At 38.4% G+C, this 22,688-nt stretch carries 19 protein-coding genes and 1 pseudogene; 12 read left to right on the top strand and 8 right to left on the bottom strand.

The window, feature by feature from the left end:
* Position 1: 1 nt before the first annotated feature.
* From tcuB to RFW85_RS15530, 6 genes are all read right to left on the bottom strand, one after another.
* Positions 2-1,135: a tricarballylate utilization 4Fe-4S protein TcuB gene (gene tcuB, locus RFW85_RS15555; protein ID WP_170248445.1), complete on the bottom strand. Its 1,134-nt coding sequence runs from the start codon at positions 1,133-1,135 to the stop codon at positions 2-4.
* The gene (gene tcuA, locus RFW85_RS15550; RefSeq protein WP_309171667.1) at positions 1,125-2,531 is read right to left on the bottom strand and encodes an FAD-dependent tricarballylate dehydrogenase TcuA; all 1,407 of its coding nucleotides are present in this window, start codon (positions 2,529-2,531) and stop codon (positions 1,125-1,127) included. The genes tcuB and tcuA overlap by 11 nt, the downstream gene beginning before the upstream one ends.
* A gap of 103 nt (positions 2,532-2,634) precedes the next feature.
* Positions 2,635-3,564 carry a LysR substrate-binding domain-containing protein gene (locus RFW85_RS15545; RefSeq protein WP_170248443.1) on the bottom strand — a complete coding sequence of 310 codons (930 nt, stop codon included), beginning with the start codon at positions 3,562-3,564 and terminating at the stop codon, positions 2,635-2,637.
* 132 nt (positions 3,565-3,696) lie between these two features.
* A complete protein-coding gene (locus RFW85_RS15540) occupies positions 3,697-4,491 on the bottom strand; it encodes a substrate-binding domain-containing protein (RefSeq protein WP_216076531.1) in 795 nt (264 codons plus the stop codon).
* A 91-nt stretch (positions 4,492-4,582) separates the two neighbouring features.
* Complete coding sequence (locus tag RFW85_RS15535) at positions 4,583-5,893, bottom strand: MFS transporter (protein WP_170248442.1); 1,311 nt, start codon at positions 5,891-5,893, stop codon at positions 4,583-4,585.
* Between the two features lie 277 nt (positions 5,894-6,170).
* A complete protein-coding gene (locus RFW85_RS15530; RefSeq protein ID WP_170248441.1) occupies positions 6,171-7,100 on the bottom strand; it encodes a LysR family transcriptional regulator in 930 nt (309 codons plus the stop codon).
* 792 nt (positions 7,101-7,892) lie between these two features.
* Here RFW85_RS15530 and RFW85_RS15525 point away from each other — a divergent pair.
* From RFW85_RS15525 to RFW85_RS15505, 5 genes and pseudogenes are all read left to right on the top strand, one after another.
* A pseudogene (locus tag RFW85_RS15525) lies at positions 7,893-8,944 on the top strand (Bug family tripartite tricarboxylate transporter substrate binding protein).
* A gap of 54 nt (positions 8,945-8,998) precedes the next feature.
* Positions 8,999-9,445, top strand: a complete 447-nt coding sequence (locus RFW85_RS15520; protein WP_005803309.1) for a tripartite tricarboxylate transporter TctB family protein — start codon at positions 8,999-9,001, stop codon at positions 9,443-9,445.
* Positions 9,446-9,457: 12 nt separating this feature from the next.
* Positions 9,458-10,957 carry a tripartite tricarboxylate transporter permease gene (locus RFW85_RS15515; RefSeq protein ID WP_170248439.1) on the top strand — a complete coding sequence of 500 codons (1,500 nt, stop codon included), beginning with the start codon at positions 9,458-9,460 and terminating at the stop codon, positions 10,955-10,957.
* Positions 10,958-11,006: 49 nt separating this feature from the next.
* Positions 11,007-12,053: an AbrB family transcriptional regulator gene (locus tag RFW85_RS15510; RefSeq protein ID WP_170248438.1), complete on the top strand. Its 1,047-nt coding sequence runs from the start codon at positions 11,007-11,009 to the stop codon at positions 12,051-12,053.
* A 109-nt stretch (positions 12,054-12,162) separates the two neighbouring features.
* On the top strand, positions 12,163-13,416 hold the full coding sequence (locus RFW85_RS15505) for a DcaP family trimeric outer membrane transporter (protein WP_309171666.1): 1,254 nt from the start codon (positions 12,163-12,165) through the stop codon (positions 13,414-13,416).
* A 102-nt stretch (positions 13,417-13,518) separates the two neighbouring features.
* On the opposite strand, the gene RFW85_RS15500 is transcribed toward RFW85_RS15505, so the two are convergent.
* The gene (locus RFW85_RS15500; RefSeq protein ID WP_309171665.1) at positions 13,519-14,127 is read right to left on the bottom strand and encodes a LysE family translocator; all 609 of its coding nucleotides are present in this window, start codon (positions 14,125-14,127) and stop codon (positions 13,519-13,521) included.
* Between the two features lie 255 nt (positions 14,128-14,382).
* Between RFW85_RS15500 and RFW85_RS15495 the strand changes: the two genes are divergently transcribed.
* The 4 genes from RFW85_RS15495 (at position 14,383) to RFW85_RS15480 (ending at position 18,352) form a co-directional block, all read left to right on the top strand.
* Positions 14,383-15,255: a LysR family transcriptional regulator gene (locus RFW85_RS15495; RefSeq protein ID WP_309171664.1), complete on the top strand. Its 873-nt coding sequence runs from the start codon at positions 14,383-14,385 to the stop codon at positions 15,253-15,255.
* Between the two features lie 368 nt (positions 15,256-15,623).
* Entirely contained in the window at positions 15,624-16,610 is a 987-nt protein-coding gene (locus tag RFW85_RS15490) for a DUF1852 domain-containing protein (RefSeq protein WP_309171663.1), read from the top strand.
* 21 nt (positions 16,611-16,631) lie between these two features.
* Entirely contained in the window at positions 16,632-17,675 is a 1,044-nt protein-coding gene (locus RFW85_RS15485) for a methionine synthase (RefSeq protein ID WP_309171662.1), read from the top strand.
* Positions 17,676-17,860: 185 nt separating this feature from the next.
* Positions 17,861-18,352 (top strand): flavin reductase, encoded by a 492-nt coding sequence (locus RFW85_RS15480; RefSeq protein ID WP_000249487.1) that lies wholly within the window; start codon positions 17,861-17,863, stop codon positions 18,350-18,352.
* 53 nt (positions 18,353-18,405) lie between these two features.
* On the opposite strand, the gene RFW85_RS20070 is transcribed toward RFW85_RS15480, so the two are convergent.
* Entirely contained in the window at positions 18,406-18,822 is a 417-nt protein-coding gene (locus RFW85_RS20070; RefSeq protein ID WP_375143866.1) for an NF045616 family extracytoplasmic (lipo)protein, read from the bottom strand.
* 694 nt (positions 18,823-19,516) lie between these two features.
* Between RFW85_RS20070 and RFW85_RS15470 the strand changes: the two genes are divergently transcribed.
* The 3 genes from RFW85_RS15470 to RFW85_RS15460 form a co-directional block, all read left to right on the top strand.
* Positions 19,517-20,074, top strand: coding sequence for a TetR/AcrR family transcriptional regulator (locus RFW85_RS15470; RefSeq protein WP_309171661.1), 558 nt, complete (start codon positions 19,517-19,519; stop codon positions 20,072-20,074).
* A 239-nt stretch (positions 20,075-20,313) separates the two neighbouring features.
* Positions 20,314-20,634, top strand: coding sequence for a hypothetical protein (locus RFW85_RS15465; RefSeq protein ID WP_309171660.1), 321 nt, complete (start codon positions 20,314-20,316; stop codon positions 20,632-20,634).
* Positions 20,595-22,688 (top strand): hypothetical protein (locus tag RFW85_RS15460; RefSeq protein WP_309171659.1); only part of this gene is annotated, 2,094 nt, incomplete at its 3' end. The genes RFW85_RS15465 and RFW85_RS15460, both read left to right, overlap by 40 nt.

Genomic DNA, 22,688 nt, shown 5'->3' with positions numbered 1-22,688 from the left:
ATTATGACTTCTTAGAAATACGTTCTTCGATGGCAAATTTGAGTAAAGAAGCACTGCGGTAAAAACCATGTGCGAACTTTCCAAATGGCATGGTAATAAAGAAGGTCATGACTGTGGCTAAATGGAAAATCAGTAAAAGTGCCATGTAAGGGGTATTGCGAAATGCCATGAGTGCTAACCCTGAAGCGCTAACGATAAGCAGAAGGAAGATAAAGCCTCGATCTACAGGTTTTTGCTCACGGTCACCATGCAACGGATGGCGTTTAAGATTTAAATAGAGCAAGCCGGATGGTCCAATCACTAAGCCAATTCCACCCAAAGTTCCTAAAATTACAGGCAAGCTTAGGTAAGGATAAGGCGCATGTAGGTCAAGAAAATAATGATATAAAGTCGCTACACCTGTAGCTGCAAAGCAGAGCATAAAGCCATAAAACGTCAGGTGATGGAACACTCGGCGGATTTGTGTGTAACGGTCATCTTGCTCATTACAGCCTTTACCATGACCGCCATCTAAATATTTAAGCGTTAATACATTTTGGGTAGCTTGAACCAGATCGGGTTTCTCAACTTTGCCATGAATGACTTTAGAAGTTTGTCGCCAGAATTTGCTAATTCCAATGCCGAGCAAAACAATCGCAACTGTAAAGGTCGTTCCAAACAATAGTGCTAAAAAGTTATGCGGGAAAATCGCATAGAAATTACCTTGGTAACCTGCAAATAAGTCAGTGCCTTTCCACCACACTACGGCTAACATGCAAAAAAAGAAAATAAGTGTTAAAGCCGAGACAAAAGGAATACCCACAGATTTATAAAGTCGACCTAAAGGCTGAGGAGTCGCAAATTCTTGGTAAGTCTCTAAACGTATTTGTGCCATCGCTTTAGGAATGTTTACGCCAAACTCATGCGGTGGAGCATATTGGCAAGCGTGTAAACAAGCCCCACAGTTATGACATAGGTTTGCTAAGTAATGAATATCGGCTTGGTTAAACTCAAGACGCTTAGTCATCGCCGCAAAAACAGCGCAAAATGACTCACAGTAGCGACAAGCATTACAAATCTGTAGGGCTCTTTGGACTTCTTGCTCGTGGTCTGAGAGCTGAACAACTGGAATTAGGGCTTTGCTATTAGCATTCATGTTCAACTCCTTGTGAAAGTGCATAGCGGGCGGCATTTTTTCCGGCAATTCGCCCAAATGTCGTTCCGATCGACATACCAACGCCCGCGGTATAACCCTGACCAAGTACGTTACCTGCCATCATTTCACCTGCGACAAACAGGTTGCGGCTTGGCTTATTGTTAAAACGTACAGCAGCCTCATCTTCGACTTTTAAACCTAAATAGGTAAAGGTAATGCCGGGTTTAAGCGCATAGGCATAGAAGGGTGGCTGGTCGAGAGGAACAGCCCAATGGGTTTTGTTGGGAACAATATTTTCGGTGGTGCAGTCATCTAAAACGGTATGGTTAAAGGTGCCTTGCACACAGGCTTGATTAAACTCTTCTACGGTATGGCATAAGGTTTTGACATCTAGCCCGATTTTTTCGGCTAACTCTTGAATGCTATTTGCTTTTACGCCAGCAAATACAGGTGGCATAAAGCGACCAATGGCTTTTGAATCAATAATCGAATAAGCAATTTGCTGTGGCTGTTTGGCAACAAGACGGCCCCAAATCGCATAACGTTTTGGCCAGAAGTCTTCGCCTTCATCATAAAAACGTTCAGCTTTGTTATTGACCACAATTCCCAAGGAAACGCAGTCAATACGAGTACAAATACCACCGTCATATAAGGGTGCGCGTGCATCTACGGCGACACAGTGCGATTGTGATGGATCACCAATAATATCGGCGCCTTGATCTATCATAAATTTAAGCAAGTTGCCTTGATTAAAGCGGGTACCACGAATAATGAAATTATCGGCAGGCCATTCGCCGTTTTCATTTTGTCCCCATGCTTCTCTTAACCATTCAAGATTTGACTCAAAACCACCTGCGGCCAATACACAGCTTTTTGCTTTAAATACACGGCCATCTTCAGCAATTGCAGCTTCAAAATGTCCTTGATTTAACTTTAGATCTTTAATTTTTGTGTTGTATAAAATTTCGATACCAAGTCCTTGGGCACTACGGTAGTACGCATTAATGAGGGCTTTACCACCACCCATAAAAAAAGCATTAGTACGTGCAACATGCAAAGCACCCGATAACGGCGGCTGAAAATTCACACCATGTTTACGCATCCAGTCGCGGCAGGTCGCCGTGCTACGAATGACCAGACGGGCTAAGTGCTCATTGGTTTTGCCCGCAGTCACTTTAAGTAGGTCTTGCCAATATTCTTCTTCGGGGTAGGCATCAACCAATACATCTTGAGGAGCATCATGCATGCAGCGAAGGTTACGAGTATGTTGTGAGTTACCACCACGCCATTCTTTAGGTGCTGCTTCTATGACAAGCACAGAAGCACCGCTTTCTTTTGCCGTGAGCGCGGCACACAGTGCGGCATTCCCACCACCAATTACAATCACATCATGCATGGATTTCTCCCTTTCTCAGCTAGGGCTAATGTAGCTTTAAAAGGGAAGGCGAAGTGAGAGGCTAGGCTTGAATAGGTGTTTAGTAAAAATAAACACTAATGGCTTAAGTGTTTATGAGCTCCGCACCGGGCCAGCGCTTTTCGTTAATCAAGTTTGCTACACAGGCACGAATCACCACCTTCGTGGCTAAGGTGGCAGGCGAGAGTTCTTCTTCAGAGAGACTAATTAAATAGTTAATACGTTCAATGGCAGGTTCTACAACGCGTAGCAAACATAGGTCTTGCCGCGAGTTTAACGATGCACCCGCAGGTTGGATGGTTGCCATTTCGAGTTGGCTAATGCTTTCCATTAACAAATGCAGCCCATCAATTTCATATGCCACTTTAAGCTGATGAATTTGCTGTTCGAGCAACAAGCGCAGTCCATGTCGTTGACTCGGTAAAATCAGAGGGAGTTCTTTAAGCTGTGAATGATTAATGGTCTGAGTGTCGATACAGTTTTCAAGATCGTACTGACTCAGCACTTCTTTAGGCGAGATTAAAAACATCTGTTCTTTGACTAAAGGCTGTATAGCCCACTGTGGGTCAACATCATCACTAAAGATGATGGCAACATCGAGCTGCCTTGCATTCACCAAGGCTTTGAGATCACCTGATAAACCTTCAATTAAACGGACTTTAATGTCGGGGTAACGGTTTCTCATCAGTTTTAAAAAGTGTGTGCCAATAACTGCTGCAACACTCGGCGAAAAACCGACGGTGACGTGACCACTTAAACGCGAAGAATGCGCAGAGTCTACAGCATGGTCTAGGTGTCTAAGTGCCAGTTGCACTTGTTGAAAAAAAGCTAAGCCCGCAGGGGTGGGAACCGTACCCAAAGCGGTACGTTGTAAAAGGCGAATGGAAAGTTCACTTTCTAATTTTGAGATTTGCTGGCTTAATGCAGAAGTTCCAATATCGAGATTTTTTGCAGCTTTACCCAAGCTTCCTGACTCGATCACTGCAATAAAATACTTTAATTGTTTCAGTTCCACGGCAAATACTACATTAACCTTTATGGATTAATTCTACACTGGTTTGTCGCTATAGTTTTTACTCTATTGCTTTGAGTAAACTGGCAATAGAGTAAAGGCAACATCACCTCAAGATGTTGCCTTTTAGAGCTTTTATTCTTTAACCTGCTCAAGACCCTGTTCTTCAATAATTTGTGTTGCTTGTGGCGATTTCACAAATTTAATTAACTCTTTTGCGACTTTTGCATGTTCCGAGTTTTTACCAATGCCTGCCGCAAATACCGTCACTTTTTGATAAGGTGCAGGGATTGGGCCGACTAATTCAACTTGACCATATTTGCCTGTAAAAGGTTTGATTTCACTAATTTGCTGGAAACCAATATCAAACTGGCCTTCGGCGATACGTTTTGCAACGCGATCACCAACTACTTTTTCTGCCTTACTCGAAATTACTTTGTACTTGACAGGCGGGAAGCTTGGGAAAACATCTTTTTCAAGATGCGTACCGCTCGCACTTGCTGAATAGCCGATGTGCTTGGCATTTAATAAAACTTTTTCAAATTTTGCCGCAGAGCTAATATCTGGTTTTGGTGCACCTTTAGGCACAGCCATACCAATGCTTGAATTCACTAATGCACTTTGTGAATTTGGGTCTACATAACCCTTTTCTGCGAGCTTGTTGAGTTCAGGAGCAGCCAAGACCACCACATCAAAACGTTCACCACGATCGAGTCGATTTGGAATTGCAGTCGGTGATGCACCCATTGATGAACCAGACGAGAGATGCACGGTATGGCCTGTTTGTTTTTCAAATAATGGAATGAGCTTTTCCATAGATGAATAAAAACCACCTGAGCTAATTACTTCTATAGTATCTGCGTTAGCAAGAGTTGAGCCTAAGCCAGCACTAGCTAGGCAAATGGTCATGAAGATAGGGGACTTTTTCATAGTATCTCGCTTTAATGACAGGAGAACACAGTACGGAGATTTAAGATCTGCCGTACTGTTCATTAAAATTTCAGGTTAAGTAGTAGTTGTTTTAAGCGCTAATTTTTGCAGGTTCAGCAATCGCGTCAGTATTTTTCTGTTTAGAACCCCGGCATAGATACAAGCTTGAGATGAGGCTACAGACCGCAGCAAGCATGAGCCAGAAAGCAGGGGTACTTGGGTTGCCTGTGTTTTCGACAAGGAAGGTACAAGCCATTGGGGTCATACCACCAAAAATAGCGGCTGCAAGGCTGAAGGCTAAAGAAAAACCAACTGTACGCACACGTTTCGGCATCACTTCTGCAAGCGTTGCGACCATGGTTCCGTTGTACATACCAAAGAAGAACGAGAAGTAAGCAAGCGTAATTAGAAGGTTTGAGAAGCTAATGTTGCTCACTAACCAATTTAAAACTGGATAACTTGTAAAGAGAGCAAGTGTGGTAATACCGACTAGAACTGGACGGCGACCAATTTTGTCTGAAAGCAAACCACCCATTGGTAACCAGAAGAAATTAGACAAACCAACAAACACTGTTGCTAAAAGGCTGTCTGTTACTGACATTTCTAAATTACGTTTTGCATACACTGTGGTGTAAACCGTAATAAAGTAGAACGTGGTCGTCGTCATTGCACTCATCATCATGCCTGCAAGGACGATGCGCCAGTTGCTCGCCAGTGTGCTAAAAATTTCTTTTGTTGAAGGATGGGTCTTTTGCGATTTAAAGTCTTCAGTTTCCTCTAAAGTACGACGGAACAAGAAGATTAACGGAATAATCAAACAACCGATCAAGAACGGAATACGCCAGCCCCATTCACCCACTTGAGCCGTAGTTAAGATGGTGTTGAGCCAGTAGCCAAGTAATGCAGCAAACACAACAGCAACTTGTTGGCTGCCAGACTGCCAGCTTGTGATAAATCCGCGATTTTTATCTGTTGCAATTTCTGCTAGATAAATAGAAACACCGCCAGATTCAACACCTGCCGAGAAGCCTTGTAATAGACGTCCAATCACCACCAAAATCGGGGCAATAATACCTATGGTTTCATAACCTGGTACAAAGGTAATTAAGATGGTTCCGATGGCCATAAGACTTAAAGTAACAATAAGACCCTTACGTCGACCAACTCTGTCGACATAAGCGCCCAAGAAAATAGCGCCGAGAGGACGCATCAGAAAACCCGCAGCAAATACGGTAAATGTCATCATTAAAGAGACATATTCATTTTCAGAGTGGAAAAATTTTGCCGCGATATAAGTGGCATAGAAACCAAAAAGAAAAAAGTCGTACTGCTCTAAAAAGTTGCCACTTGTTACATTTAATATTTTTTTAAAAGTAGCCCTACGGTTATTCACGACATCCATTGGAGACCTCCTTGGCCTGACAAAATGGAAACATTCACGATTTTCGAGGCTGGACCTAAATTGATTCAATCAATAAATCTAAAGAGCAAATGGGTTAGAGATGAGATTTAGCGAGGTCCTTTGCAGAAAATGTGATGCCTTGTTTCCAGTTCAAACTACACATCTATATTTCGATAAGCAGCAAACCACTTATCATTCGGACGAAAATGTAATCTCAAAAAGCAGGAGGGAGTGAGAGGGCAAAATTAATTAGGTATTTAATAAAATTAATGACTCTTTATAAAATAATTTCCGAACATGGCCAAATCTGGTTTTGAATCAAATCTTTCACGCAAGCCTTAATGGCTGACTTTGCGGCAAGTGCGGCAGGTGATAATTCTTCTTCGGCAAGGCTTACCAAGTAATTGATTCGTTCAACTTCAGGGTCTATTAACTTGAGTAATTGAAGCTTATGTTTGTACTCTTGTAGACAAGCGCTACCTGGGCGGACACTGGCAAGGTCGAGGTGAATTAGACTGTCCATGAGTAAGTGTAGGCCATCAATTTCATAGACGACATTAAGCTGACCAATCTTGTGCTCAAGCAACTTTCTTAAGCTATGGCGTTGACGTGGTAGTACTAAAGGAAGGTCTCCAATTTGTTGAGACTGAATCACACCACTTTTGATGCAATCGGCAAGACCATATTCTTCTAGCACTTCCTTGCGTGCCATTAAATACATTTGCTCGCGTACCAAGGGTTGAATCGACCACTGTTTATCAATTTCATTGGTAAAAATAATGGCGATATCGAGCTGACGGGAGTTAATGGATTGAATTAGATTACCCGATAGCGTTTCCACAATCTCTAAACGAATATCTGGGTAACGTTCAGACATTAGTTTCATTAAAGGGATACCAATCAAAGCAGTAATGGTCGGTGGAAAGCCAAGGCTGACATGTCCAGATAGTCGTGCAGAATGAGCAGCATCTACCGCGAAGTTCACTTGACGTAAAATAAGTTGAGAATGTTTTAAAAAGGCGAGACCTGCTGGAGTAGGGGTTACACCAAAGGCATTACGCTGTAATAGGCGAATGCTTAGCTCTTGTTCTAATTTACTAATTTGCTGGCTAATAGCAGAAGCACCCACATCGAGTTTTTGGGCAGCTTTACCAATACTACCTGCTTCAACCACAGTCAAAAAATACTTTATTTGTTTGATTTCCATAATAAATGTGTTCGCTCATCATCCTTGATTTAATTTGTACAGATATGAAGGATTGGGAAATCTATCATGTGCTTTAATATTAACAGCAATCCATAAAAAAGATCTTTAATTTGATATTCTAAAAACAATAAAAACGATCTTTTTCAACTTTAATATTAAAATTTCTCCTCTAACTTTTATTTATTATTACGATAAATTTACCCTTAAATTTTCAGTCTCTCCCATTCTCTTTTCTTAGAGTTTTAACCTATTTAATTTTACTAATGCCCCCTTTAATTTATTGGTATCACGATGTTTTCTTGATCTGTGCTTTAATCTTTTCAAATGAGAAAAGGAGAGCATTAAATGCATGATGCATTAAAAAATATGATGGATTTTCAAATTATGAAGAAGATTAACTGATTCAATAACTATTGGAAAAATATATGAGTATTTCGCTCATTTGATCAGAAGGGAAGATTGGGTAAACAGGGTTATTTATTTGAACATTAAACGTTACCCATAGCATGGATATGCAAAAGACAACACAATGGATTATTTTTTACTATCTTATTGTTATTAATCAGTATTATTTAACCGTAGCATTCTTAGATATTTCTGCAAAGGTTTTAATTCTCATTATAGATCTGGTGATTGTCCTAACTTTCCCTCTCCTTAGCTATTTCTTTCAGTCGATTGATTCGTAATTTTTATAGTAACGCTGCATTACTGAAGTTCGCTGTGAAAAGCGCATTTCAAACATAAGACCAAAACTAAAAACCAATAAGCATGATTGTGCCAAGGAGGTCGATTATGGAGATTGGTAAAAATCAAAATATGAATAGAGCAAACGTTATAAGGATGTATGTAACATGAAAAATTTAACTTTACTCGCATTAACATGCGTCAGTGTGACAATGGCTGGGTGTGGTTCAGGAAATGCTTCTAAAGAGGCGGGTCAGCCAAAACGTCCGGAATGTATAGCCCCAGCTAAGCCGGGTGGCGGGTTTGATATGACCTGTAAACTGATTCAATCTGGCTTTAAACAAACAGACCAGCTCAAAGATCCAATACGCGTAACCTATATGCCGGGTGGGGTAGGTGCCGTAGCCTATAATAAGATCGTAAACAGTGATCCTGCGAATAATAATGCCGTGGTTGCATTTTCCACTGGTTCACTCTTGAACTTAGCACAAGGAAAATTCGGACACTTCACTGAAAAAGATGTGAAATGGTTGTCTGGCGTCGCCGTCGATTATGGTCTGGTTTCGGTACATAAAGACTCACCATTGAAAAACCTTGATGACTTGATGAAAGCACTCCGAGAAAACCCAAAAGCACTTAGCTTTGGTGGTGCCGGAAGTGTGGGTGGTCAAGACTGGATGCAAACAGCAATGTTGGCAAAAAAAGCAGGTATTAGTCCTGCCGATTTAAGATTTGTTGCACTTGAAGGCGGTGGGGAAGTGCTGACTTCATTACTGGGGCAGCATATTCAAGTTGGGGTAGGCAATATTAGTGAAATCAGTTCATACCTAGAGTCTGGTGATATTCGGGTATTGGCAGTTTTTGCTAACAAGCGTTTAGACGGAAAGTTCTCAAAATTACCTACTGCAAAAGAGCAAGGCTATGACATTGAGTGGCCGGTGATTCGTGGTTTCTATATGGGACCAAAGGTCAGTGATGAAGCTTATGGTTGGTGGAAAAATGCCTTCGATAAAATGATGGCTAACCAGAAATTTGATGCAGTCCGTGAAAATCAGGATCTACTCCCATTTCAGCTGACAGGTGAAGAACTCACTGCTTATGTTTATAAACAAACCGCGGAAATGCGGCAGTTATCGCAAGAATATAAATTATCACAATAACAAATCGGCTGGGTTGAGAAGCTATTTTTCAGCTCAGTTTTTTTCTGAGGATAGATGATGAAATCTGAACGGATTCTTACCGCCATTATTACGGTTTGTGGGTTATTTTTGTTGATTTATGCGAGCAATTTTGAAGCCCCAATTTCCTACGATCCAGTGGGCCCTAAAGCTTTTCCTATTTTATTAATGGGCTTAATTACAGCGAGTGCAGCGTATCTCACTATTCGACCGGCCATTATGTTTGAGCCCGTGGAATTGGGATGGACAAAACATCTAGTCGTTAAGTTAGCGTTATGTGCGGTGGCTTTAACGCTATATGCATTAGTTTTTGAATGGCTAGGCTTTATTGTTGCAACCCTGTTGATGACCATTGCAGTGGGCAAACTTTTCCATGGCAAAACCATACCGGTTTTGGTGACAGGTTTGGTACTGAGCATGAGTACCTACTATATGTTTGACCGTTTCTTGGATGTGCCGTTACCACTTGGATTTTTTGGTTAAGGATGACCCGCTATGGATGTATTAAGTTTTTTAATGATGGGGTTTGAGGTTGCTTTACAACCACAGAATCTTTTAATTGCTTTGATTGGCGCATTTATTGGAACAATTGTTGGCTTATTACCGGGTTTAGGTCCAATTAATGGTGTGGCAATTTTATTGCCGTTTGCTTACGCTTTGGGTTTACCCGTAGATAGTGCCTTGATTTTATTGGCAGCAGTGTATTTAGGCTGTGAATATGGCGGACGTATTTCAGCGATTCTGTTAAACGTCCCCGGAGATGCTGGGGCCATTATGACCACGTTAGATGGTTATCCATTGGCACAGCAAGGTAAGGCAGGGATTGCATTGTCTTTGTCATCGGTCAGTTCCTTTGTTGGAAGTACTGTCGCCTTTATTGGGATTGTTTTGTTTGCTCCTATACTGGCGAAATGGGCAATTGCGTTTGGTCCCGCTGAATATTTTGCTCTGATGGTCTTTGCAATTGTGTGTTTAACTGGTCTGGTCAGTACGCAGCCTTTTAAAACCTTAATTATGGCACTCATGGGCCTAGCACTTTCAACTGTGGGAATGGATGCAATTACAGGTGTATATCGCTTTACCTTTAACAGTGTGGGGTTAAGTGACGGAATTGCTTTTACTACTTTGGTTATTGGCCTATTTAGTGTAAGTGAAATCCTATTAATGCTCGAACGTACGACAATTGGTAAAGTTGCATTGAAGCAAGGCAAACGTACCTTGTTTAATCTTAAAGAACTATTCAGTTCATTGGCTACCATTATCCGCAGTTCAGTGATTGGTTTCTTCTTGGGCATTCTTCCTGGAGCAGGTGCAACAGTCGCAAGCGCGATGGCCTATACCACTGAACGTAAAATGGCAAAGGATAATAGCAAGTTTGGTAAAGGTGACTTACGTGGGCTTGCTGCACCAGAAAGTGCGAATAACGCAGCGGCTTGTGGTTCATTTGTACCTATGTTGACACTAGGTGTGCCGGGCTCGGGAACGACAGCGGTCATGATGGGCGCCTTGCTTATGTACAACATCGCACCAGGTCCACAGTTATTTGTTCAGCAACCTGTATTGGTGTGGTCACTGATTGCATCGCTTATGGTGGGTAATATCATTCTATTGGTATTGAACTTGCCATTGGTAGGCTTCTTTGCCCGCATGCTGAGTATTCCTAATTACATTTTGATCCCGATCATTGCAAGTGTAAGTTTTGTTGGTGTGTATGCTATTCATAGCAATATCTTTGACTTGCTGTTATGTATGGGCTTGGGTGTGTTTGGATATATTCTCAGAAAATTTGATTTTCCCTTAGCTCCATTAATCTTAGGTTTTGTACTTGGCGAATTAATGGAATCGAATCTGCGCCGTGCACTTTCAATTTCTCAAGGGGAACTTAATGTCTTATGGAGCAGTAACATTAGTATAGGACTTTGGATCATGTCAGGATTATTATTGATCTTGCCAATCGTTCGTAAGTACTTGTTTATCAAAAAACAGCAAGCTTAATAGGACAACAATAATAGTCAGCATTCGTTGACTATTATTGCTCAGAATTATGGAAAAAATAAGCTCAAATCTCAAAGGATTAGCAATTGCTCTTGTCGGAGCTTTAATTGCCAAATATTTGCATATTCCCTTGCCTTGGTTGCTTGGACCTCTATTGACGGCCTTATTGTTCGGTAGCGTTGGTCATCCACTTGCTTGTGATCCCCATTGGCGACGCATAGGGCAGGTCATTATTGGTATGGCCTTAGGCTTATACTTTACACCAGCCTTGGTACAGGCAGTGGCGGCATATTGGGGCTTTATTCTAATTGGGTTGGCATGGTCACTTGTGTTGGGTACGTTGCTGGCTGGATTGCAATATCGAGTTAATGCCTTGGATTGGGCAACTGCATGGTTTTCTTCTGCGATTGGTAGCGCCAGTGAAATGGTGAATATTGCAGAACGATATCAAGCTCAAGTCGATAAAGTCGTTGCTGCCCATAGTTTGAGAATTGTGATTTTGGTTGTGCTGGTTCCAATTTTTATGGAGCTTTATTTTCATGTTGAATGGACTGGTTTAAAGATACCAGTGTCGGATCAATTTAGCTTTTTTCAGGTTGTATTGCTGTTTTGTCTGGCTCTGTTTGTGGGTCAGGTTTTTCAATTTTTTAATCTTTTGAATGCTTGGATTTTGGGACCACTTGCCATTATTGGGTTGTTGTCATTTTGCGGAATACTTCAGATGAAATTGCCTGAGTGGTTTACTGCCTTTGGTCAAGTCTGTATTGGCTGGTCATTAGGTAGCAAATTTCCATTTAGCTTTTTAAGGAAAAATAAAAAATTTATTGGAATCACACTGATATTCAATTTACTGGCTTTAGCGTTATCGATCAGCGTTGCTTTATTACTGGTAAATTTAAGTCATACAGAAAAACAAATCTTGATTTTAGGGCTTTCACCCGGAGGCATCGCAGAAATGTCACTGATGGCTAAAGCTCTCGGACTCGCAGTACCCATCGTCGTTTCCTTTCAACTCTCAAGATTAATTTTCGTCATTCTCACTACACGCTTTTTTTATCAATACAGTCTGCAATTGTTTTTTAAATCTAAAAAGTAACTAAGACATTTTTAAAGAGCTGAAAAGCTATTTAAGGGGGGATTATATCTACAATTTTTGTAAATGGATGAACAGCACGCTTTATTTAAATAAAACAAAGGAATGCAAAATGAAATTTAACTCAGCTAAGACAGTGTTAATCGTTAGCTTGACCACGATTACTACATTTACCCATGCCAATCAGAGCAGTGAACTTGAACAGTTACGTGCAGAAGTGAATGAACTCCGACAAATGCTTCAGGCTCAGCAAGCAATACCTACAAATAGCGTACAGGTTCCACACGTACCTACGGCAAGTGTTATCACGCCGCCTGAAAAAAATACTCAAGCTATATTCAAATGGCAAACAAAATCAGGTGCCGATGTTAATTTGTATGGTTTTGTTCGTGCTGATGCTGCATATCAGTTTGAAGGCGCGAAAGGTATGTTTAACCGCATTAATGGTGTATTACTAGAAGGTGATCCTGATAAAAAATCGACTGAAGATCGCTTGGATTCGACCGTAAATGCCTCTCGTATTGGTCTAGATTTTAATACTGCTGTAGGGGAAAAGACGTTAAAAGGGAAAATTGAAATAGACTTTCGTGGTGGGACAAATAAAGACAATGCCCGTCTGCGACATGTTTATTTAAATTATGATCGTTGGTTGATCGGTCAAACGACGTCTACTTTTCTTTCAACTGAAACAGCACCAGAAATGCTAGATTCAAATACCGCATTAGGTGGAGGTACCAATCGTAATCCAATGGTGCGTTATTCAGGGCCAATCAATACATCAACCTCTTATTTCTTAAGCTTAGAAAAAGGCAATGACGAGAACCGTCTGCCTTTATTGGCGAGTAAATTGAAATATGAATTTGCCACGGACAAAGGTGTAATGACTGCACGTGGTTTGATCCAAGAAGTCCGTCTACGCAATGAAAATGATGAAACTAAAACGGGATGGGGGGCTGCATTAGGTCTTCGCTATAAAATCACGCCATCCTTATTATTTAATAGCAACTATTCGCATGTTTCTGGAGACAATAAATTATTACTGGCAACTTCAGATAATGTCCGTCATATCCAAAACGGAGATGATGTCGAATTAATTGATTTTGACGCATTTCAATTGGGTCTTACTTATCAATTTAATGAAAAGCTAAGGGGCACAATAGGTCATGGTGCATTGATCTATGAAGATAAAGACCTAATAACAAAAGATGCCAATAAAAAGTTACAACAGAGTTGGGCGAATCTGATGTTTAAACCCAATAAACCACTAACTTTTGGGGTTGAATATGTTTATGGTGAGCGTAACACTGTCAGCCAGCAAGTAGGAAAAGATAAGCGTATAGAGATGATGGCGAAATATGAATTTTAGATCAGCGCTTATATGGTTAAGTCATGTAATGTCTTAATTTATTGACCAAAATAAGCTAAAGCGATGCTCTGTATTTATTATCGCTTTAGCAATCAAGTACCTCTACTGAAACTTAGTAAAAAGCAGAATTACACCTAAGACACATAAGATTGAACCAATCACCTTATTAATCTGTACTTGCTTGGCTAACATTTGCTGTCTCAGTAGCATGGATGAAAACAGCACCGCCACCAGTGAAAACCATACAAAATGGGAAAATGACATAAAAAAGCCATAAGCCAAAAGTATGGTTTTAGGCGTGGTTAAACTCACAATTTGCGTATAGGTGCTAATCACAAATAGCGTGGTTTTAGGGTTCAGGGCATTGGTAAAAAAGCCGTATTTTATGGCTTGCAAAGTACCTATAGAAGTTAAAGCCGCAGTGTCTAAAACAGGTTTTTGAGTAAAAGTTTTATAGCCAATGTAGATCAGGTAAAGCGCGCCAATATACTTAACAATATTCAAAATTTGCGGCGTATAAGTCATCACAAGGGCAACGGCGACTAGCGTATAGGTCACATGTACCAACACGCCAAGCGATATTCCAAGTGAAGTGAACACACCTATTTTTCTGCCGTACAGATAACTATTTTTGGTAACGATCGCGAAGTCAGCGCCGGGGCTAACCACCGCCAAAATCGTAATGAGAATAACCGCAATAAACTCTGCCATTATCTTGTACCTTCACTGAAAGCGAGGGGAATACTCTGTACTTTTTGGAATGTATTTGAGAGGAGAGCTGTTTTACTTAAAGCTGTTATTCTCTTCGTTAGAAAGATTAGGGCTTTACATTTGTGAAGATAGATATAGATATTCAATATGCTTTTCATCATCTAAAATGGGGTTTAATCAAGATGATTTTTATTTTGAACAGAAATCTAAAAATAAAAATCGATAAAAACGACTACACATTTATGAGTTTTTGGAATGATTGAAAGAATATCGCTGAATTCATTAAAATTTTTCTACTTTGTGGCGAAGTATGGCAGCGTCACTTTAGCTGCAAAGAAATTATTTGTGACGCAAAGTGCGGTTAGTAAACAGATTTATAATTTAGAAGAAGCTTTAAATATGACTTTGTTCGATCGAAAAAACAAAACACTTGTGATGACCGAGCAGGGTGAAATTTTATTAAGTTGTTGCCATCAGGTGTTTGGTCAACTCGATGAATGTTTAATACAGCTAAGCCAGCCTAAAACTCACAATAAACAACTGGTTTTGTCGTGTGAACCGACTCTTTCCATGAAATGGCTCATCCCTCGGTTATCAAAATTTAAAAAGCTCGGTCATGATTTTGAGGTTGTGCTACTCACAGCAGGCGGCGTGGTCGATTTTGAAAAAGATAATATTGATATCGCGATTCGCAGAAATGACTTTGATTGGGAAGAACATATTTATAGCGAAAAGATTGCCGATGAATATATCGCTCTAGTTCAAGCAACTAAGCCATCGGAAACAAACGACGTACTCATTTCGACCTCTAGACCCAATTTTTTCAAAAGCATGAGTCGCATTGTTGAATTAAAGCAGAGTTTAAAAGGCTACACCAAAGTTGAACTCGAACATTTTTATCTATGTTTAGAAGGCTGTTTGGCGGGACTTGGCGCAACAGTCATCTCAATTTATATGATTGAAAAAGAGTTTGAGTGGAACTTACTGAAAAAAATTTCACCTGTTGTACAAGATAATTCAGCCTATTTTTTACTTTCTCATAGCGCTTTTGAGGAAGATTCACGCAAAACTATATTTTTAGAATGGCTCAAAGCAGAGATGAATGAGAGTCAGCACACATTACTTTAGATTGATTCTTTTTAACTTAAATTTTTGCTATTAAGTATCTGAAAATAATAGTTAATATTTAAAATAATTAAGGTGCCATGTGAGCGCTGCATATTGAATTTCTGCTGTCTAAAATTCCCGAAGATGAAAAAAATTTAACTTCCTACTTATTTATTAAACCATAAACATGAATTTCACTCAGTTTGTAATGAGACTAAATCATTTTTATTCATGTTGTGATTGCGGTATAAATCTATTCATGCTCTGAAGCGCTCCAGTAATTCACTTTGATAAGACCATAAGGCACAAATCTGACAAGTCTGGAAAGTTTAAAAAGAGCAAAAAGTTTTTATTTAGGTTTTATCTCAGAAATTAGGGTACTGATCACAATGAGTAAAGAATTTACATTTACGATTAAGAGTATTTGTTTCGATGAGAACTATCGTCCAGCAGACAATACACGTATTACAACCAACTTTGCTAACTTAGCGAGAGGGATGAGCCGCGAAGAGAATTTGCGCAATACATTGCAGATGATCGACAATCGTTTCAATGCCTTAGCTCATTGGGACAACCCTAAAGGCGACCGCTATGGCGTTGAACTTGAAATCATTTCAGTTGAAATGAACATTGATGCCGAAAACCGTACCAGCGGGCTTCCTTTAATCGAAATATTGAAAACCAATATTGTTGATAAGAAAACCAATGAACGCATCGAAGGTATTGTGGGCAACAACTTCTCGTCTTATGTACGTGACTATGACTTTAGTGTGCTGTTGTTAGATCACAACAAAAACAGGTCGACTTTTAGCACGCCAGAAAAGTTTGGTGAATTGCACGGTAACTTGTTTAAGAGTTTTATCAACTCTGAAACTTACAAAGCCAACTTTAAAAAGGCGCCTGTGATTTGCTTAAGCGTTTCGACGACTAAAGAGTACCACCGTACTGAAAACGAACATCCAGTTTTAGGTGTTGAATACAAGCAAGAAGACTATTCATTAACTGATGAATATTTCCAAAAAATGGGCTTAAAAGTTCGCTACTTCATGCCGCCAAATAGCGTTGCGCCGTTAGCGTTCTATTTTACAGGCGATTTGTTGAGTGATTACACCAACCTTGAGTTGATTAGTACCATTAGTACGATGGAAACATTCCAAAAGATTTACCGTCCTGAAATTTACAACGCAAATTCAGTAGCTGGAAAATCTTATCAACCAAGCTTGAAACACGAAGATTATTCACTTACTCGAATTGTGTATGACCGTGAAGAACGTAGCCGTTTGGCTATTGAGCAGGGGAAGTTTGTTGAAGAGCAATTTATCAAACCATACCAAGCGATTCTTGAGCAGTGGTCTGCTAATTACGCTCCTAATTAATCAACATACGGGTCATTGATCATGAAAAAATTATTACCAACTTCAACTGCTGGCAGCTTACCAAAACCGTCTTGGCTTGCAGAACCTGAAAAGCTTTGGTCGCCTTGGAAACTTGAAAACGAAGGCTTAGCCGAAGGTAAAAAAGACGCGTTACGTTTGGCGTTACACGAACAACAACTTGCTGGCATCGACATTGTGAGCGATGGTGAACAAACCCGCCAACACTTTGTGACCACGTTTATTGAACACTTAAATGGCGTAGATTTTGAGAAGCGCGAAACAGTTCGTATTCGTGACCGTTACGATGCAAGCGTGCCATCTGTTGTAGGGGCGGTGTCTCGTCAAAAGCCTGTGTTTGTTGAAGATGCGAAGTTTTTACGTCAGCAAACCAATCAGCCAATTAAGTGGGCATTACCTGGCCCAATGACCATGATTGATACGCTTTACGATGGACACTACAAGAGCCGTGAAAAGTTAGCTTGGGAATTTGCCAAAATCTTGAACCAAGAAGCGCGTGAGTTAGAAGCTGCTGGTGTAGACATTATTCAGTTTGACGAACCTGCATTTAACGTATTCTTTGATGAAGTAAATGACTGGGGCATCGCGACTTTAGAGCGTGCAATTGAAGGTCTTAAGTGTGAAACTGCGGTCCACATTTGCTATGGTTACGGCATTAAAGCCAACACTGACTGGAAAAAGACTCTTGGTTCTGAATGGCGTCAATACGAAGAAGCTTTCCCGAAACTTCAAACTTCTAACATTGATATCATCTCGTTAGAATGTCACAACTCACGTGTGCCAATCGACTTACTCGAACTTATTCGTGGTAAAAAAGTCATGGTCGGTGCGATTGATGTTGCAACAAACCAGATTGAGACACCGGAAGAAGTTGCCAACACACTACGTAAAGCGCTTCAGTTTGTAGATTCAGACAAGCTTTACCCGTGCACAAACTGCGGTATGGCGCCTCTTTCTCGTGAAGTGGCACGCGGCAAACTAAATGCCTTAAGTGCAGGTGCAGAAATCGTTCGCCGAGAACTCACTGGTTATGATCTTACTGCTTAATATTTACCAATAAGTGGTATAAAGGGTTACTTTTTTGATGGTGGTTGATAATCAAACAAGTAACCCTCATTTTACTTACTACATGTCGCTCTAATCAGATCGCATGTCGATAGTACCTTCCTGATGGAGTTGGGCGGTATAGCAAACACACAGGATAAGGTACGGTTCAATTTAGGAATAATGTCATGGTTCAAGCAACAGACTTTAGAAATGCAATGTCTTTACTCACAAGTGCAGTTAGTGTTGTGACTACGGCAGGCATGTCTGGCCGTTTTGGATTTACTGCCTCTGCTGTTTGTAGTGTGACTGACACACCTCCGACATTATTGGTCTGTATGAACCAATCTGCGAGTTCACATGCACATTTCCTAGATAACAAAATCTTAACTGTGAACGTGTTAGGCGCGCACCACGAACATATTTCAAAAGCATTTTCATCTAAACTCACACCAGAAGAGCGCTTTAAACATGGCGCATGGATTGAGTTAGAAACGGGTTCACCTGTGTTAGACGATGCTTTGGTAAGTTTCGATTGTGAGATTGAGCAAATTCAACAAGTCGGCACACACACGATTTTTATATGTCCGATTGTGGCGATTAAACAAAGCCAACATGACCAAAGCTTGGTTTATTTTAACCGTGCTTATCACCAAGTGGGGCAGACCGAGATTGTCTAATCTCACTTGTTTAGTTGTTTCTGAGATAGCGAAATGAGGGGCTAGGAGCAATCCTATTTACAAGTTGTTTCACCGGGTTCAGGCTCTCGGATTTCTAGCTTATTGTTATGTTCTACTACACAAATACGTGTATCGAAAGTTTTGTATATATCCAAAGTAATATCATAAGCTACATTCTTTTCAAACTCTTTTAGAGGAATTTTTACACAATCTTTTTCTTCTATTGGCAAAGGAGCATTGGAATATTCTTTCTCATAAGTGCTTTTGAAGCCGTTTGTATAGTCAACTTTCCCTATAAAAATCAAAAATTTATTATCAAAAGAATAATTCGTTTTTTTAGGGTCATTGGTAAAGGCACATACATAATCCTGATGTAGCGTAACTTCTAATGGAAGAGGGCCTTGGCTACAACCATTTAACAAACACCCAGTTGTTAATATTAAAATGGACTTTGAAGATAGTCTTATCATTTATGATCTCGTAAAGTTCTATAAAAATGATCAAAATCATAAAGTAAAAAATTATAAGTATTAGCTTACTGCATTTGACTCTTTTTAAAAAATATATAAATACAATTAAATATAATATATAAAATAATAATTTAGTTAATCTAATGAAAAACAATAAGAAATTTAAATACTTGGCATAAAAGCTACATTGACACCTCTAAACTCTCAGATTATGCTTTGCGTGCTGGCCACATTGCCAGCCGGCTTTGACAGGCTGATCTTTGAGAACATTGAAAAAACTCGTTTTTTTGATGTAGACCCACTCGTCTCCCTTTTTGTAGCGGTAGGACGGAAGGGGGACGCCTTTGTGCGTGCTGGGTTCTCGAAGCCAGTCTGTCAACCCTCTTTCGTTCTGCCACCATAATTCCAAATGAATGCTTTGGCAGAACTCCCAAAATCAGGAGTTGGCTATGCACATCTATCATTTTTTGGCCCTCAGTGCCAAAAGCTATAACGACACAGCTTAAAAATTTACAGCAGCTTGAACGCCATAAGGTTTTCAGGCTTTAAGTCATTTTTACTTAAAACTTAGCAAAACAAAACTTGAGATGTGCCAAGCACCGTCTTACGGCTTTGCTGTGCCTTTTTTTCTCCCAAAAAGGACACAGGCTTTTTATCTCATTTAGAAACAACAAGAATTTATAACGGTAAAACGATGCCAACTTTAGAAAGATCTTCCAAAAAATTACAGGTTATTCAAACCGCCATCCAACTCTTTACCACGCATGGATTTCATAGTGCAGGCGTAGACCTGATTATCAAAGAAGCCAAAATACCGAAAGCGACGTTTTATAACTACTTTCACTCGAAAGAACGGCTGGTTGAAATGTGTCTAATCTTTCAAAAAAGTCGACTCAAAGAAGAAGTGCTGGCAATTGTCTATTCACACCGCTACCCAACCGCAGCCGATAAACTCAAAGAAATTGTCCGCTTACATGTCGATGTGAATAGTCTTTACCATCTTTTGTTTAAAGCCATTTTTGAATTAAAACTGCTTTATCCAAGGGCTTACCGCATGGCGATTGAATATAGAAAATGGCTACTTAAAGAAATTTTTGATCTAGTCTTTAGTCTGGAAACCAACAAACTCAAACCCGATGCCAACATGGTTTTAAACTTAATTGATGGCTTGATGCTACAGGTTTTAAGCTCTAATCGTTTGGATGAACGGGATGTGGTATTGGAGAGGTTTTGGGGGAGGGAAAGATATTAATCTTACTCAAGCCTAAAATCAAAAAACAAACTTTAAGATCGAAAATATAGGCTATAAAGGAGTTGAACTTTTATATGTATTGAATCAAAAAAAATATTATTCAAGCTTTTATGATATAACTTGTTTTAAATTCTATTGATGTAAAGCATTTTTGAAAGAATTTAAATGTTAAATTTATTGTGTAATTTACATAAAATTACATATAATTTGGAGAACTATAACTTAATTAAAGATTAACAATGGAAGATCAGAAAGTCCTAAAATTTCAAAATAAAATTCGGGGGCATATTGCTACTAGAAAAGATTCATCAAAAGCATATAAAGGAAAAAGTGTAGATCTTTTAAATGAAAGTTTAAGAAGAAATATTTCCGAAACTTTATTTAATGCAAGATTAGTGCTGCCTGCAAGTAAGAGAAACTACTTTATCAATTGGACCTATACTCAAGTAAAATCACAAATCAAAGATTACAATAATTTTACGAACGTTACTTACTGTGATATGGCTGGTCTCTATAAAAAATGGAGAAGCTGTCTTTACATGAAGAGATTGAGTGGGTAACCTCTTTAATAAAAAACAATAAAGATATAATTAATGCTTTTGTAAAATTGAATTCTGATTTGGAAAATTATATTTTTAATAATAATTATTCTCATATAGTGGAAGGTTTAGAGGAATTTGATCTGAAATATGGGGCTTCATTCACTACAATACAATTTAGGATAGCAGTTGAGCAATATTTTAATGGACTTCAAGCACAAAAAAAATATTCTAACTATATTCGAACTAAGCATAAACAGGGGCTTCTCTCATTTATAATGTATTTCACAAGTGTTAGGAATGAAGATAAAACTATATTTTCAAAATATGTAGATGATATAAAAGAAAGATTAAACAATCATGTCTATTATAAAAAAAGCCCATGGACACAAAACTATTTATTATATCGCTTAGCAAATATTTGGCCAGAAGATATTTTGGATATTGCAGATATTTTTATGGTAGAGCAAACAAATTCTATTGTAGATGTTTATGAGACTTTAATTAATTTTTTTCAAAAATGTATTTATGAAAATAAAACTACCTTTTTTAACTTGATTGATAATTGCTTGTTTTATTTTGATGGTATTGAAGATTGTCGATTAGAAAAAATTCTTTCTAATTTAAAAAGTAAAAAGAATAAAACTAATAGTTTTTTTGAAATTAAATTTAGAGAAACAGTGCTGGCAGATAAAATATTTAATGAAAGAAAGTTGGATTATTTAGAACAAAAAAATAAATTACTTTCTAGTAAATATTATAATGATGTTTGGTCTCTCATCTATTTAAGTTTTATTGGGAATGAGAATGAAGAAGATTTTATAGATATTTTAATTAAAAATCTCTATATCTTTTTAAGCTCTAACAGAAATAGAGGTAAAACCCATAATGATTTGATAAAAATAGCTACTAACTTCAATTTAATTAAATCAATAAAAGATCTAAAAAATTTTTTGGATCAAGTGTATGGTGAACGGCCTAGTAATAAATATGAAATTCGAAAAATCTCTCTTAATAGCCCTTTTTTAGGTGTAGAAGAAGGGTGTAGTACTAATGCAGAATCATTATCTTATAGAGTTTGGAATAATAAAACTTCTCTGGATGATAAAAAGACTGCTGTTGATATTTCAAATTTAATAGAGTCTATAAATCAATCTAAAAAGTTGAATTATTTAGAATCTATCCAAATTTTAAATTCAATAAAAAGTGATTCTTCTATAATTAACAATTTTAAAGAGCAAGTTCTAATAAATAATTATTTTTTAAATAATAATATTGATGATATTTTAAAGCTAATTTTGGAGAAAAGTATAATAACTGAATACAAGGAGAGAAGCTCTTATCTAAAGATACTTTTAAATGAATTTACTGAACAGCATTATATTGAAATTGAAAATCCTTTGAAAAAAGTTAATTTACTGCATTTTGCTTCAATTTTATTAAACAATGATGATTTATCTACTTATACAAGAAGATGTATAAAGCAAGTATGTAATATTTATAATGTAAACTTACCTTCTGAAATAACAAATATTTCTGAGAAAGATGAAGAGTTAATTAACTTTTTAAGTAATGTTTGTATTCCTAGTAACCTAGAGTTATCAAGAATAAGAATTCTCTGTAGTACGGAACGGGTTAACCAAGAACGAATAACGATTTTAGAAAATTTAACATTAGTTGATAAGAAATATAGTGAAATTTATCAACAAGAAATTATGAAGATTAGATATCGGATGTTGCTGGATGAAGGGCAGCGTTTAGTTGCAGCATCAAGAATACATGTAGATACTGAAAGTTTTAAAAAATGGGCAATAGATGAAATTAGTGAAGATTTTGAAAGATATCTGGATCTTTTGAAAATTGAAGGGCATGTTGAAAATACAGATTATTCTGAAATTCTTCAAAATATGATTGATAGTGGCCGTTCAGAAACCTCATTTAAACCAATAAGTGATGCAGATGCTTTACTAATGACAATAGTTAGAAAGTTGCAAAACGCTTTCTTATTCAACTCAACTTTTGGTCTAGACTTTTTTCTAAGTAAGAGAATTAGGCTGATCCTAGACAGTATCGTG

The sequence above is a fragment of the Acinetobacter sp. 12966 genome (assembly GCF_031196995.1).
GTDB lineage: Bacteria > Pseudomonadota > Gammaproteobacteria > Pseudomonadales > Moraxellaceae > Acinetobacter > Acinetobacter geminorum.
Note: the sequence above shows the minus strand (reverse complement) of the source record. Positions and strands in the feature narration are given on the sequence as shown.

Bases quoted from the DNA above. Each gene is read 5' to 3' on its own strand.
- RFW85_RS15520 (WP_005803309.1), top strand. From the start codon at position 8,999: ATGATGAAATCTGAACGGATTCTTACCGCCATTATTACGGTTTGTGGG.
- tcuB (WP_170248445.1), bottom strand. From the start codon at position 1,135: ATGAATGCTAATAGCAAAGCCCTAATTCCAGTTGTTCAGCTCTCAGAC.
- RFW85_RS15490 (WP_309171663.1), top strand. From the start codon at position 15,624: ATGAGTAAAGAATTTACATTTACGATTAAGAGTATTTGTTTCGATGAG.
- RFW85_RS15530 (WP_170248441.1), bottom strand. From the start codon at position 7,100: ATGGAAATCAAACAAATAAAGTATTTTTTGACTGTGGTTGAAGCAGGT.
- RFW85_RS15535 (WP_170248442.1), bottom strand. From the start codon at position 5,893: ATGGATGTCGTGAATAACCGTAGGGCTACTTTTAAAAAAATATTAAAT.
- RFW85_RS15470 (WP_309171661.1), top strand. From the start codon at position 19,517: ATGCCAACTTTAGAAAGATCTTCCAAAAAATTACAGGTTATTCAAACC.
- RFW85_RS15465 (WP_309171660.1), top strand. From the start codon at position 20,314: ATGGAAGATCAGAAAGTCCTAAAATTTCAAAATAAAATTCGGGGGCAT.
- RFW85_RS15480 (WP_000249487.1), top strand. From the start codon at position 17,861: ATGGTTCAAGCAACAGACTTTAGAAATGCAATGTCTTTACTCACAAGT.
- RFW85_RS15500 (WP_309171665.1), bottom strand. From the start codon at position 14,127: ATGGCAGAGTTTATTGCGGTTATTCTCATTACGATTTTGGCGGTGGTT.
- RFW85_RS20070 (WP_375143866.1), bottom strand. From the start codon at position 18,822: ATGATAAGACTATCTTCAAAGTCCATTTTAATATTAACAACTGGGTGT.
- RFW85_RS15510 (WP_170248438.1), top strand. From the start codon at position 11,007: ATGGAAAAAATAAGCTCAAATCTCAAAGGATTAGCAATTGCTCTTGTC.
- RFW85_RS15540 (WP_216076531.1), bottom strand. From the start codon at position 4,491: ATGAAAAAGTCCCCTATCTTCATGACCATTTGCCTAGCTAGTGCTGGC.
- RFW85_RS15495 (WP_309171664.1), top strand. From the start codon at position 14,383: ATGATTGAAAGAATATCGCTGAATTCATTAAAATTTTTCTACTTTGTG.
- RFW85_RS15515 (WP_170248439.1), top strand. From the start codon at position 9,458: ATGGATGTATTAAGTTTTTTAATGATGGGGTTTGAGGTTGCTTTACAA.
- RFW85_RS15485 (WP_309171662.1), top strand. From the start codon at position 16,632: ATGAAAAAATTATTACCAACTTCAACTGCTGGCAGCTTACCAAAACCG.
- tcuA (WP_309171667.1), bottom strand. From the start codon at position 2,531: ATGCATGATGTGATTGTAATTGGTGGTGGGAATGCCGCACTGTGTGCC.
- RFW85_RS15505 (WP_309171666.1), top strand. From the start codon at position 12,163: ATGAAATTTAACTCAGCTAAGACAGTGTTAATCGTTAGCTTGACCACG.